Raw genomic sequence first — 14,260 nt, forward strand, 5'->3', positions numbered from 1 at the left:
TTTCTTTTATGTCCTATCATTCTTAAACAGATCTTAATCAATACGTTTTGTTAAACAACAAAAAATTAAAAAAATGATTAACTTGGTTAATAAATAAGTTGTGGTGCATATAAATAAACCTCTGAAATGAAATTGAACTTCGTTAAATATTTGATAATTATTTTGTTTTTGGCAAGTTGCGGAAATCGGAAAAAAGAAATTAGAGAATATGGATTTAAACAAAAAGACACAGATAGTTTAAATGTTTCAGTTAGGATATCGGAATTTGAAAATTACGGGAATTTTCTTGACCGACTTAAGGAAATTGTTTGTCATGATAGTATTCCTAAAATTGTACTCGAAACGGAAAATATAATTCAGAATATCTACCCGATTGAATATTGTGAAATTCCAATCTTCCATCCGAGATTTAGAAACACTTTTTTCATTCAAAAAGATAGTATAATCAAAAACGAACGAAAAGTTGAGTTTTCTGAATTGAGTATGGTCATGAAGCAAAATTTTCAGAATATGGGAGGAAAAGCAGATTTTGCGGACAGTCCAGAAAAGGTTTTATTCATTTTTGAATACTACGAAAATAAAGGCGTTGATGGAATAGAAAAATATTTAGAGGCAATTACAGAGTCTTATGACTATATCCAAGTTAAAAACGAATTAAAAATTACTTTTTGGCGAAAAATTGATGTTATACCTGAATTCAAAAATGAAGAATTACATTATAAAACAACTGAATAAATACGCACAAGAGCAAGGGTAACTGTTACAAAGCATCCATCTTTTAAAAATTGTTTGGTGAAATCACAAACCCCGAAACCATTTAAGTCTCGGGTTTTAAAAAGTCCAGTTGATGAACTAGTTGTTCAGTGCATTCTTTGATAAAATTTCCAATGAATTTATGATGGCAACCTCAACATCTACATGGTCTTGTTTTAAGACTTCCAGGTTATTTTGTAATTGTTTAAGTGCCGCATCTGATAGTGTTTCGTTATCCAAAATCTGTGAAATGGCTTTTGAGGCTTCTGATAAGTTTTTGGACAAAGGTTCTAAATCGTTTAAAATCGGACTAGCGGTTAATTGTTTGAAACGGTCATGGTTTTTAGACCATTTTATTAAGTAGTCTTGTATGGCATTTTTGGTTTCTGAACTGGCTTTTGTGCTATATGCCTTAACTAATTTATTAAACACAAGGGCATCTTCGGCATCGGCCGTACAGGCATCGGCAAATAGCGTAAAAGGGGAGTAGGTTTTGTATTCTGTACCACCTTTATTTCGGGTGTACATTTTTAAGGGTTCCGCTATTTTTTGTAAGGTTGATAAGGCGTCAATATCTTGATTGTTACTGATATTTCTTAAAATAACATCTCTGTTTTTTATATGGGTAATGCCTAGTTCTTCTAAGCTATAACTTATGGGTTTTATGCGCTTGAGCATGTTATCCACATCGTTGATCTCTTTTTGTGACCATAACCGTTCGGCAATAGCTATGGTTCTTGGCCAAATACGCGAATCAATAGTTAATGAAGTGGCCAATTCGCTCCACATTGTAGCTTCGCCGCCTAATATTCGGGCAGTTTCTTCTTTGGTTAATTCAATATCGCCAATAGGTTCGTTTAAATAATGCTTTGCAATAGGTTCCATCCTATCGATATAAAATCCGTTGGAGAGTATGGTTTTATAACCTTTTTTTGCAGCCTCAATTAACGTGCTGCCATTAGGCAGGCCATCACTTACACCGCGCCATGAATGGATCACGGCGGTTGTTGGCATTGTTGGGGTAAGGATTTCATCCCAGCCTACTAAGTTTTTTCCTAGTTTATTAAGGATTTTTTCCAGTTTAATATTGAAATAAGTCTGTAGATCGTGGTTGGTTTTTAAGCCATGCTTTTTCTTAAACTTTTGAATGTCCTTGTTTTCATCCCAATGTTTGCCTTCGTTTTCATCACCACCAATATGGAAATAATGATCAGGAAATAACGGCACGACTTCGGTAAAAAGGTTTTCTAAAAACACATAAGTCTCATCGTTGGTAGGATCTAAGGTAGGATCAAAAACGCCCGAGTTGCGCTCAATGCTATATACATAACCGGGCTTGCTTCCTAAATTTGGAAATGCCGTTAAGATAGCGGAACCATGGCCGGGGACATCAATTTCTGGCACCACGCGGATACCTAAATTTGAGGCATAAGCCACTACATCTTTAATTTGATCTTGGGTGTAAAATAAACCGTCGGAAGCCAATTCTGTGAGTTGTGGATACACTTTGGATTCAATTCTAAAACCTTGGTCATCCACTAAATGCCAATGAAAAACATTCATTTTAACGGCCGCCATGGCATCCAAATTACGCTTAATAACATCAACCGGATGAAAATGTCGCGATACATCAATCATTAAACCACGCCATACAAAACGTGGTGCATCGGTAATGGAAACTCCAGAAAAATAGTAGTTGGAGCTATCATTTGTGGTTAATTGTAAGAGGGTTTCCAGACCTCGCAAAGCACCAATATCCGTAGGAGCATTAATAGTAACGCCGTTTTCATCAACATTTAAATGGTAAGATTCATCAAGATCAATATTCAAGTCGCCCACGTTTTGATAAGCGACTTTTATAGCTGCATTTTTGTTATCGTTATAGGATGTTGGAAAGCCTTTGTCTAAAAATATACCGGTGCGCCCTGAAATACGTCTTAAAAAATTGGTAGCCGCCCTATCCACACGTTCTGATTTTGGACCGTTAATAGACACCTCCAATTGTTGGTTGAGTTTAAAAACCTGATTATTTTCAGTTATCGCTTTTGGCCATGGCATTAGGTTAAAACTTTCCTTTAATGGGGTTTGGGACCAGCTGGAAAATACCACCAGACTAAAACTAAGAATAAATATTTTTCTCATATTCTAAAAGAAATACCGTTAAAAGATTTTGCTGCATCATCGCCCAAAACACAATAATTAAAGGCTATTCAATACATTTATCAAATCTTATTTTTTTATTTGATTCAAGTTTATTCATTTATTTTTTTCTTTTAAAATAATATATACCAACGACACGATTACGCACACGGACAACATTCAAATCTCTCTAACTGTATTTTAACGGATAAACAATTGTCAAAATAATTGTTAATTTCCTATTATATCATTACAATTGCTGGATTGTTATTTGAATTTTATCATACGATCTGATTGGTAATCTAAAAATTATGCCATTGATAAAACCGAGTCAAAAATTTTCCATTCCTATAAAGTATCATATACTATTTTGGTTAGGGTATTTTATTTTTAATGTCATCCGCTGGGGAAGTTATTTTGACGATTATTGGTATTCTTTAAAATCCAATCTGGTCGAATTTCCAATTCATATCATCATTGTATATATCAATATCTATTGGTTGATACCAAAGTTGATTCTGAGAAAACGCTATTGGAGTTATTTGTTATCGCTCACCTTTATGTTGGCCATGGTCTATTTGGTCAGGACCGGATTGAACTACGTTTTGGTAACCAAGGATATTTGGCCAGAAGCAGAAAGTGTTGGTAAATTCATGCAATTAAACCATATTATTGCGGTGGTTTTGGGCGAATTGTACGTGATTGGTTTTGTATCGGCTATCAAGTTATTGATTGATTGGAGTTTTGAAAAACAACGCAATGAAGAGTTGGCACAGCTTCAGCTCAGTACAGAATTGAAGTATCTGCGCACACAAATTCAGCCACATTTCTTTTTTAATACCTTGAATAACCTATATGCCTTAACATTGACAAAATCGGATAATGCGCCACAATTGGTCATTAAAATATCTGATATGATGCAATATGTGCTGTATGAGGTAAATGGCAGTAAAGCTTATTTGTTGGAAGAATTAAATTACATCAATAATTTTGTTGACATTGCACGTTTACGGTTTAATGAAAGTATAGAATGGGAAACTGATATTACCGGCGATATTGAAGATGTAGAAGTCCCGCCTTTACTTTTTTTGACCTTTATTGAAAACTGCTTTAAACATGGATTAAAGGAAAACGATCATGTAAAAGTGACCATGAGCTTTGAAGTTGTACAGAAAGATTTTTTAGAGTTTAGATTGGTCAATACGTTTAATCCCGAAGCTAATATCACCAACACAGATGGTATTGGTATTGTTAATGCCAAACGCCGGTTAAGTTTATTGTTTGGCAGTAATTATGTGTTGGAAAGTCAGATTGTTGACGCCATGTACCACTTGTATTTAAAAATCCCGATCCGATGAAAATTAAATGTGTTATTATAGATGATGAAGCCCTTGCTATAAATGTTATAGAAGATCATTTAAAAAATTTTGAACATGTTGATGTGGTGGCCACTTATACCAATCCGCTAAAAGCATTCGGGCTTTTGGAAAAGGAAAAAATAGACGTCATTTTTATCGATATTAATATGCCTCAATTAAGCGGTTTTGAATTTATTGAAAACCTTAGTTACAAACCGTTGGTTATCATTACCACGGCCTATCGGGAATATGCCGTTAAAAGTTATGAGTTGAATGTTTTGGATTATTTGGTCAAACCGATCCCATTTCAGCGGTTTCTAAAAACGATGAACAAAGTTCACCAACGCATTTATTTGGATAATGCTGTACCAGATTTAAACATTCAGCAAGAGCCTCATATTTTTCTGAAAGTCAGTAAAAAGTTGATCAAAGTCAATTTAAATGACATTCTATACATCGAAAGTCTTAAGGATTATATCAAAGTGATTACTACGCTTGGTGATTATGTGGTGCACAAATCGCTAACCGCTATTTCTGAAGAATTGCCACAGTCTAATTTTTTAAGAGTACACCGATCTTATACCATTTCATTAAATAAAATTAAATCTGTTGAAGGGAATATGCTCGAAATTGTAGGCCGGAAAATACCGATAGGTCGAAATTATGTGAAAATAGCCCGTGAGCGTATTTTCAATAATGAAGAACTCGACATCTGATTGATGGATTAGAACCTGAAATTAGCGCACTACTTTTAGCGGATTGGAAACAGGTTTTGTTTTCAAATCAAATTCGGTTTTGCACAGTTCACAACGGAATTTATGCCGAGTGTAGAACGGAAGTGCAGAAAATAAAATACCAACAACAAACGCGACTAATGCCTTAAAGTTTTTAATGGTCGAAAACAGTTCGATATGAATGCTGTTGCAATTGGGACAATGAATGGCTTGGCCAACATCATCAACTGAATAGTGTTTGATGGCATTCAGGATTTCTTTGGCTTCAAAAGCTTGATATGACAAAACTTTTAATTTGACGCCTCCAATGGCTTGGCTCACTAACGGATCGGTATCGATGGTAAGATTGTCTGCTAAAAAAACTTCAATGCCTTCCGATTCCAATCGGCCTTTGATAATCATGGCTTCCGACGAATATTGAAATACGGCAACGGTGGTAAAGGTTTCTGTTTTCATTTCAAACAAGAAGCTAAAAGTGATAAAACCTCTGTTATTTCATCTTCTGAATTATAGGCATGCACACAAAACCGAATGCGTTCCTGCCCTTTTGGAGCCGTTGGAAAAAAGATAGGTTCCGGATCAAAACCATTAGCATTAAGATGACGCACTATGCTCTTGACCTTTTCACTATTGGATATTACACAACTTTGTATGGCCGAGTTGCTTTCAATGAAATAGGTGTCGAGTTGATATTGCTTCAATTGAGTTTTGAAGAAGTCAATATTTTGAAGCAGTTTTTTTATAGCATGCGTCAGTTGCAGTTCTTTATAAGTAGCTTTTATAAGCATTAAGGAATTTGGTGGAATAGCCGTGGTATAGCTTGAAGGACTCGCAAAATGATTCAAGTAATCAATTAATTTCTGATCGCCTAAAATTGCTGCGCCATGTGAACTCAAGGCTTTTCCAAAACTAATAAGACGCGCAAAAGTGAGTTGGTCAATGCCCAAGTGCTTTACCAAACCACCGCCATCTTCGCCCAAAACGCCAATAGCATGAGCTTCGTCAATGACCAAACGGAGTTGGTGCTCTTCGCAGAAATTGGCTAAAGCCACTAAATCTGGTGTGTCGCCATCCAATGAAAATACCGATTCTGTAGCCACATAAATTTCAGTGTCTTCTGTGAAATTTTCGCTTTGAAGTTTATAGATTTTCTTTAAATCTTCAAGGTCATTATGTTTAAACTTGAAGGCTTGTGCGTTGCCCATCGTAATACCATCATGTATGGAAGGATGGATCAATTCGTCATAAAAAATAAAATCATCATTTTGTGGAACACAAGAAAAGAACCCGAGATTGGCATTATACCCCGAATTGAGAATTAAGGCCGCATCACATTGATAAGTTTTGCAAATAAGTTCTTCTACTTCTGAATACAATTGGTGATTGCCAGATAATAACCATGAACCTCTAGATCCGTTTTGAAAAATAAATTCATTTTCCAGATAGTAATGTGTGCGGTCAAAAATCTCGTTGGACATTGAAAAGCCCAGATAATCATTGGATGCAAAATCTACTAACAATTGCGGTGTGTCCTGTGGTCTGAAAGTTATTTCAGCAAGGCGGTTATCTAATCGGTCTTGAAGTTTTTTGGGAATCATAATGTAAAGATACAAATACCTCTCAGCTTTTTAAGCTCAAAATTTCCGAACTGTTTTGAAAAAAAAATAATGTATATTGAACCTCAAAATTCTAAATTATGCGTCACATTTTATTCAGCCTAAGTCTTGTATTGTCTTCCTTTGTGTTTCAAGCACAAATATCTTCAAAATATACCATATCTTTTGAGAATGCCATCCATCATGAAGCTACGATAATGGCAACATTTACCAATTTAAAATCGGATATAGCCGAGTTTTCCATGAGCCGTTCTTCGCCAGGACGGTATGCTTTACATGAGTTTGCCAAAAACGTTTATAATTTTAAAGTCACCGATGGCAAAGGAAATGTACTACCAATTACGCGGCCTGATCCCTACTCATGGCAGGTAGAAGGTCATGATGGCACCATCCATGTCACTTATACGTTATTTGCCAATCATGGCGATGGCACGTATGCCCAAATTGATGAAACCCATGCCCATTTAAACTTGCCGGCCACATTTATTTATATGAAGGCCTTGGAAAATGATGAAATTGAAGTGACGTTTAACGTGCGCAACGATTTGAATTGGAAAGTGGCCACACAACTTAAGCATCAACAAAATAACACCTACTACGCTAAGGATTTTCAGTATTTAATGGATAGTCCTGTAGAAATTGCCGATTTCAGAACACGTTCATTTGATGTTGACGGCCAGAATATTGTTTTGGCATTGCACGATGATGCCGCGACAGATGAGCAGATTGATGCCTATTTTGAGAAGATTAAAAAGGTGGTTTTAGAGCAAAAGCAATTTTTTGGCGAATTGCCACAGTTTGATTACGGCACATTCACGTTCTTGGCGTGTTACATGCCCAACGCAACGGGTGACGGCATGGAACACCGAAATTCAACATCAATTCCAAGTTCAAGAAGTTTGGCCAGAGGAGGGGGTGAAACCAATATCGGAACGGTGGCGCACGAGTTTGTCCATGTGTGGAATGTAGAACGTTTACGCCCAAAATCGTTGGAACCTTTTGATTTTTCTAGAGCCAATATGAGTGGCGATTTATGGTTTGCAGAAGGCTTTACAAGTTATTTTGATGATTTATCCTTGGTCAGATCCGGAATTATAAGTCAAGAGCGCTACGTTCAAGGATTGGAACGGACTTTTAATTATGTATGGACGTCTCCGGCGCGACAGTTTTTCAATCCGATTGAAATGAGTTATCAAGCACCTTTTACGGATGCCGCACGATCTGTGGACGAAACCAATCGTGAAAACACATTCATCTCCTATTATTCTTATGGAAGTATGTTGGCATTGGCTTTGGATTTATCGTTAAGAGAAAAAAGCCTGACCCTCGATGGCTATATGACGCTATTGTGGAAAAACTTTGGAAAACCTGAAATTCCTTATACCATTGATGACTTACGTCAAACCTTGAGCACTTATGCCGGAAAGGAATTTGCCGATGATTTTTTCAATACTTATATCATAAAAAGCGGAATACCAGATTATGACAAACTTTTTAAGCATGTAGGAATAGTTCTGGAAACCAAAAACAATATTGAGTTTGGCGCCAACGTAAGGAATCATAAACTAATGAGTAATCCTAAAATAGGTGGTTCTGCTTATAAGGCAGGATTTCAAAAGAATGACAAGCTTCTTAAGATTGGAACGACTGTTCTTGATGAGAAATCAGATTTGAATGCGATTTTAAACACATTTAAGGTAGGGGACGAAGTGAATGTTTTGATAGAGCGTTATGGTAGCCAAAAGGAATTGAAAATGGTGATCGCAACAGATGTTTCCTATGGGTTACAACTTTTGGATGACAATTCAAAAGCAATGAATAAAAAGTTAAAACAGCAACGTGACGGTTGGTTGAAGTCTAAAGTAAATTAGTGCGTCAGCGGAGTTAAAAAAAATTTAATTAGAGTTTCAATTAGACTGAAATAGTATTATCGTATAGTAATAATTTAAAGAAGAAATGAACAAATTTTTAATGATTGCCGTTACGGCTGTTGCTGTATTCGGTTTTTCATATAGCCTCAAAGCACAAACATCAGAAGATCAAAATTTGGTCCCACTAGGGCAAGTCAACTTAGGGTTTCACGGATTGGAAGTGTCTTATGAATTACCGGTTTTAAAAAAAATGATTTGGGAAAATAGTTTGGGAATTGGAATGGGGTCAAATGTTTACGGGAGCACTATTGAGTATGTGTTCAGTTTTAAACAACCTATACCTTTTTTAAAATCGGAATTGAAATATCTTTATAACCTTAATAAAAGAGCGAATAACGGGAAAAATATTAAATATAACTCAGCTAACTACGTTGGTTTGCAAACTAAATACAGCTTTGGGCACGCTAAGTATTACGATGTTAATAAAACGTTGTTGGCCGAAGTCCATTGGGGATTACAAAGGAGTCTTGGCGGAAAATTTATGTTCGACACGCATGTTGGATTAGGCTACATAAAGGATTTCGATACTAAATATGACGTCATAAGTCCAACCTTTGGAGTGGTATTTGGATATAAGTTGTTCTAAATCGGATAGGACAATGGACTAACGGAGACTTAATGGATATAAATTTAAACTAAAAAATCACGCTGAAAAGCGTGATTTTTTATGATCTAATAAGAATAAAAGTATGGGTTAATCAACCAATACAATAATTCTGTTATCTTTCATTTCTAGGGTTCCGCTGTTAATAGGAAGGATCCAACTGCCATTTTCTTGTGTAAAAAGAGCTTGATGACTTTCTGCAATTTCAGCGTTGCCTTTAAATTTAACATTTCCTTTTCCAAGAAGAGAAACAATAGCCGCGTGGCCATGTAGCATTTGGAATTCGCCCTCAACACCCGGAACGGTAACGCTTTCTACGTTACCACTTACAAGTGAAGCTTCTGGGGATACAATTTCTAAATACATTTTTTTGTAGTTATGAGTGATGAGTTATGAGTGATGAGATTATTCTGAACGCATCACTCATAATTCTAAACTTATTTTTAAGCTTCTGCAAGCATTTTCTCTCCAGATTCGATAGCCTCGTCGATGGTTCCTTTAAGGTTGAAAGCAGATTCTGGCAAGTGATCCAATTCACCATCCATAATCATGTTAAAACCTTTGATGGTTTCTTTAATATCAACCAAAACACCTGGAATACCTGTAAATTGCTCAGCTACGTGGAAAGGTTGTGATAAGAAACGTTGTACACGTCTTGCACGACCAACCGCCATTTTATCTTCTTCAGAAAGCTCTTCCATTCCAAGAATGGCAATAATATCTTGTAATTCTTTATAGCGTTGCAATAACTCTTTTACACGTTGTGCACAGTCGTAGTGCTCGTGTCCTAAAATTTCGGCAGTTAAGATACGAGAGGTAGAATCCAAAGGATCCACAGCTGGGTAAATCCCTAACTCTGCAATTTTACGGGACAAAACCGTAGTCGCATCCAAGTGGGCAAACGTTGTTGCCGGGGCAGGGTCTGTCAAGTCATCCGCAGGAACGTAAACTGCTTGTACCGATGTAATAGAACCTCTTTTTGTTGAGGTGATACGCTCTTGCATGGCACCCATTTCAGTTGCCAATGTTGGTTGGTAACCTACCGCCGATGGCATACGGCCTAATAAGGCAGATACTTCAGAACCTGCTTGTGTAAAACGGAAGATGTTATCCACGAAGAATAAAACGTCTTTACCTTGGCCTTCACCGGCACCATCACGGAAATATTCTGCAATAGTCAATCCTGAAAGTGCAACACGAGCACGAGCTCCAGGAGGTTCGTTCATTTGTCCGAATACGAAAGTCGCTTTAGATTCTTTCATTATTGATTTATCAACTTTAGATAAATCCCATCCACCTTCTTCCATCGATTTCATAAAATCATCACCATATCTGATAATACCAGATTCCAACATCTCTCTCAAAAGGTCATTTCCTTCACGGGTTCTTTCTCCAACTCCGGCAAATACCGAAAGTCCACCGTGACCTTTTGCAATATTGTTAATCAACTCTTGGATCAATACGGTTTTACCAACACCGGCACCACCAAATAATCCAATTTTACCACCTTTGGCATAAGGTTCAATCAAATCGATGACCTTAATTCCTGTAAACAAAACTTCTGTTGAGGTTGATAAGTCTTCAAATTTTGGAGCTTGTCTATGGATCGGTAAACCAGCATTGCCAGCTTTAGGCAAATTACCCAATCCATCGATAGCATCACCGATCACATTAAATAAACGTCCGTAAACATCATCGCCAATTGGCATTTGAATTGGCGCACCTGTAACATGCACTTCGGTTCCTCTGCTCAATCCATCAGAAGAATCCATCGCAATGGTACGAACGGTATCTTCACCAATATGAGATTGTACTTCGAGTACCAATAAAGAACCGTCTGGTCTTTTGATTTCTAAAGAATCATAGATTTTTGGAAGCTCCGAACCCGCTTCAAACGCTACGTCGATAACTGGACCAACGATTTGTGCAACTTTACCTGTAACTTTTGACATTACTTATATGTTTAATGTTGAATAGACTATATTACGAAAACAACTTATAACAATCCTTCGAAGTCTGTTATTTTTCGCGCTGCAAAGATATATGTTTTTAATTAAACCGAGAAGCCCTTTTCAGCCTTTTTTAGGTATAAAAAAACACCTTCTTTTGAAAGGTGTTTTAGTTTGTGGATTTAGATGTGTTCTATCTAAATGCTGGGCTATAATTTGTTGGATATTCTCCCACATTTGCCTTAACGCCTGCGGCTATAAAATTAGAGCCGTATTTGGCATCAATAGCTTGTAAAAAAGCATTAGCCATGGCAGCATAGCCTCGTGAAGTGAGGTGCACACCATCTAAGCTTATCAAGCCACCGGTAGCCAATTTTGTGGTGAACGTAAAATCGCCGTCAGGAAAACCAGCGGTTGAGGATGCTTTTTCCAATATCGATTTAAAGTCGACTATAGCCAAGTCATATTGTGTTGCAATAGCATTAATCGATTCATTATATAAATCAGTAGCCGATTTGATGTCTGCTTGCTCGCTAGGAATAAGCACCCATTTGTCTTCTAACGGCAAGGTGATGCCTTCTACTGAAAACTGCCCCGCCAACTCTTGTGAAAGACCTTGCGCCATCAATGCTTGTAAGGATGCCATATTGACCGTACCAATAACGCTGCTACTTGGCAGAACCAACAAATCGGCAGATGTAGCTTGTCTTGCTTGTCCATACCGGCTTGCCAGCAAGTTGGCAACCAAAGGCGCGGCTTGAGGCGGTAATCCAAACTGAGCAATGAAAGCAGGAAACGTTGGGCTCGCATTTAAAGCACCTGCAATTTGAGCAGAGATATCTGTCAGACTTTCATCTTTTATGACCACAGCACTCGCTGCAGACTGCGAAAACACAATAACCCGTGATGGATCTATGGCTTCAAAAATCTGGTTCAATGCTCCAAAAACTGAATTCAATAACGGAATCATCGGTCCGAATGATGGATTGGATGGATCCAAAGGATTATGGGGTACGGTTGTGAAATGTGCTAAATTGGTAATATAAGGCACATTGGCCACAACACCTTTAGCACCATTGCTGGTTAATGCTTTCACCGCGCCTTCAAACGAAACAGCAAACACTGTTGGGTCGGTAATGTCACTTCCGCCATAAGTGGCAGGATTCATATTGCCTAATTGATAAACGCCGGTACCGCCCGAAGTGGCATAAGCCAAAACATCATTGCCGCCAATTTCTGACAAAGTGAAGAATGTTGGATTTTGAGCCACAGCATCACCAATCACCGTAGCAGTGGTACTTGATGCCATACGACCAAAATATGGATTTAAAGCACCATATCCAGGAATCCCTAAATGAAAGCTTTTTGCCCCTGGAATTCCGTAATTATTAAATGAACCGGATAAATGTGTGGTGATTTCAGTGGTTGGTACCGCATCTAAAACTACAGGGGCTTTACCATTAAAATATAGTCTTGGTGCTGAGGCTACATTACCATTTACCAAAAAGCCACCAATATTATCTTTCATCATTGGTTGTGAAAACGCACCGCCACCAACATTGCTAAATTGTTTGGCTAAAATATTCGGGAACGAGTTTTCCTGACCTGCAATGAAAAGAGCATTGTCAGTAAATCCTGCAGAAAAAGAAGCGCCAACTGCTACATAATTTGAAAAGTCAACAGAGCCAGCGGTAAGTTCCGGTAAGGGTTCAGGTGATGGCTCATAATCATAGTCATCGTCACTACAGGCTGTAAAAGTAACTAGGATGGCCGACAGCAGTAAATATTTTATATTTTTCATCGTATTGTTTTTTATAAGTTGTTGATAGTCCAGGATATGTAATACATAGAACCGATAGAACCTGTGCCAATGGCTGTAAAGTATTCTTTGCCAAGAACGTTGGTCGCACCTACTTTAAAGATTGATTTTAGCGACGGAAGGGTAAGGTTTAACTGGGCATCTAGTGAATGGTGTGCTGGGATGTAGCCATCACCAAATGTAGCTTGCCAGTAGTATTGGTCACTCCATCTCCATGCGGTATTAAACCCGAAGTTTTTGAATAATTCCATATGTCCAAAATTGACTTTGGCCGCATGCTCTGGTGTGTTAAAGTTGGTTTCAAAATCAGGGAAGGCATCTTGATCAAAATCTTGTTTGGTATAGGTATAGCTTCCTCCCAAATCAAAGTTTCCAAAAATCTTAGTGGATAAACCTAAAGAACCTCCATACGAATTAACGTCTGCCGGTGAATTGGTGTATGTTGAATACACTTGATAATCGCCATTAGCAAGTGCAGCAAGTGATAATCCGTTGTCTCCTACAGTACCGTAAAACGGTGCGATCACGTTTTCGCCAGAAATAAAGTCTTGGTATTTGTTGTAATAAACACTCATATCAACGATGATATTATCAATTTTCCCTCGATAACCAACTTCCATTGAGGTGATTTTTTCAGGAGAGACAAGACTAGGATTTCCAGCTTCTAAAAGTGCTGGATTACCTGCTGCTGCAAACGCTTGAACTGAAGAGGCCAAATACGAATTGGTATAAGCCGCGCCACCTGTTTGTGTAATTGTGGCAGGTTGGCCAAACGCTATTTGTCCAGCTGCACTGATGTCATAGTTTCTGACATAGCGATCTAGGTTAGCTGGTGCCGATCCTACTAGAATAGCACGACCTGCGTCCAATCCAATAAATAAGTCTTGAGTGGTTGGGTTTCTAAAGCCTGTTTGTACAGATGCTCTAATGTTGTGGTTTTGATTTACGGTAAAACCTGCTGAAATTCTTGGTGATAAGAATCCGTCAAAAAATTCAGATTTGTCATAACGTGCAGATCCTGTAAGTTTTAATTTCTTTTCGCCACCAAGATCAAATTCTTTTTGTAATTGGGTATAAACACCATATTCAGAATAATCAATAGTGCCATCATAATCCGTATAAATAGTTCCAAAGGAATTCAAATTATATTTTCTGTAAGATCCACCAACTTGAATATCCACGACATCCCATAAATGGCTGAAGTTGTAATTGACATCACCGTGGTAATACTTTGAAGCATCTTTAAATTGTGATCCAACCGTTAAATCTGGGTTGGTAATACTTCGGTTAAAAGCAGAAATAAATTCTGGTGACCCTGGTTCGAAACGGCCTTTATCGGCTTCTTTTCTTGCTGCTA

The 14,260-nt window shown here is 37.6% G+C and carries 12 protein-coding genes; 5 read left to right on the forward strand and 7 right to left on the reverse strand.

The annotated features are described in order from the left end of the window. Positions 1–126: 126 nt before the first annotated feature. On the forward strand, positions 127–735 hold the full coding sequence (locus VNJ50_RS04610) for a hypothetical protein (RefSeq protein ID WP_325579503.1): 609 nt from the start codon (positions 127–129) through the stop codon (positions 733–735). Between the two features lie 117 nt (positions 736–852). On the opposite strand, the gene VNJ50_RS04615 is transcribed toward VNJ50_RS04610, so the two are convergent. Next, positions 853–2,895: a beta-N-acetylhexosaminidase gene (locus VNJ50_RS04615; protein WP_325579505.1), complete on the reverse strand. Its 2,043-nt coding sequence runs from the start codon at positions 2,893–2,895 to the stop codon at positions 853–855. A 308-nt stretch (positions 2,896–3,203) separates the two neighbouring features. On the opposite strand from VNJ50_RS04615, the gene VNJ50_RS04620 reads away from it, so the two are divergent. After that, positions 3,204–4,250 carry a sensor histidine kinase gene (locus tag VNJ50_RS04620; RefSeq protein WP_325579507.1) on the forward strand — a complete coding sequence of 349 codons (1,047 nt, stop codon included), beginning with the start codon at positions 3,204–3,206 and terminating at the stop codon, positions 4,248–4,250. Beyond that, complete coding sequence (locus VNJ50_RS04625) at positions 4,247–4,966, forward strand: LytTR family DNA-binding domain-containing protein (RefSeq protein ID WP_325579509.1); 720 nt, start codon at positions 4,247–4,249, stop codon at positions 4,964–4,966. Before VNJ50_RS04620 ends, VNJ50_RS04625 begins: the two co-directional genes overlap by 4 nt. Positions 4,967–4,987: 21 nt before the next feature. Here VNJ50_RS04625 and VNJ50_RS04630 read toward each other — a convergent pair whose 3' ends face one another. Together VNJ50_RS04630 and VNJ50_RS04635 are read right to left on the reverse strand one after the other, a co-directional pair. Next, positions 4,988–5,440: a DUF2007 domain-containing protein gene (locus tag VNJ50_RS04630; protein ID WP_325579511.1), complete on the reverse strand. Its 453-nt coding sequence runs from the start codon at positions 5,438–5,440 to the stop codon at positions 4,988–4,990. Beyond that, positions 5,437–6,582 (reverse strand): pyridoxal phosphate-dependent aminotransferase family protein, encoded by a 1,146-nt coding sequence (locus VNJ50_RS04635; RefSeq protein WP_325579513.1) that lies wholly within the window; start codon positions 6,580–6,582, stop codon positions 5,437–5,439. Before VNJ50_RS04635 ends, VNJ50_RS04630 begins: the two co-directional genes overlap by 4 nt. 98 nt (positions 6,583–6,680) lie before the next feature. Here VNJ50_RS04635 and VNJ50_RS04640 point away from each other — a divergent pair, with 98 nt between their 5' ends. After that, a complete protein-coding gene (locus VNJ50_RS04640) occupies positions 6,681–8,471 on the forward strand; it encodes a M61 family metallopeptidase (RefSeq protein ID WP_325579515.1) in 1,791 nt (596 codons plus the stop codon). 85 nt (positions 8,472–8,556) lie between these two features. Beyond that, positions 8,557–9,117: a hypothetical protein gene (locus VNJ50_RS04645; RefSeq protein WP_325579517.1), complete on the forward strand. Its 561-nt coding sequence runs from the start codon at positions 8,557–8,559 to the stop codon at positions 9,115–9,117. A gap of 108 nt (positions 9,118–9,225) precedes the next feature. On the opposite strand, the gene VNJ50_RS04650 is transcribed toward VNJ50_RS04645, so the two are convergent. The 4 genes from VNJ50_RS04650 to VNJ50_RS04665 form a co-directional block, all read right to left on the reverse strand. After that, on the reverse strand, positions 9,226–9,501 hold the full coding sequence (locus VNJ50_RS04650) for a F0F1 ATP synthase subunit epsilon (protein ID WP_325579519.1): 276 nt from the start codon (positions 9,499–9,501) through the stop codon (positions 9,226–9,228). Positions 9,502–9,578: 77 nt separating this feature from the next. Next, positions 9,579–11,087, reverse strand: coding sequence for a F0F1 ATP synthase subunit beta (atpD, locus tag VNJ50_RS04655; protein WP_325579521.1), 1,509 nt, complete (start codon positions 11,085–11,087; stop codon positions 9,579–9,581). A gap of 190 nt (positions 11,088–11,277) precedes the next feature. Then, positions 11,278–12,885, reverse strand: coding sequence for a G-D-S-L family lipolytic protein (locus VNJ50_RS04660; protein ID WP_325579523.1), 1,608 nt, complete (start codon positions 12,883–12,885; stop codon positions 11,278–11,280). An 11-nt stretch (positions 12,886–12,896) separates the two neighbouring features. Beyond that, on the reverse strand, positions 12,897–14,260 hold a 1,364-nt coding region (locus VNJ50_RS04665), incomplete at its 5' end, for a TonB-dependent receptor (RefSeq protein ID WP_325579525.1).

The sequence above is a fragment of the Gelidibacter sp. genome, assembly GCF_035577925.1.
GTDB lineage: Bacteria > Bacteroidota > Bacteroidia > Flavobacteriales > Flavobacteriaceae > Gelidibacter.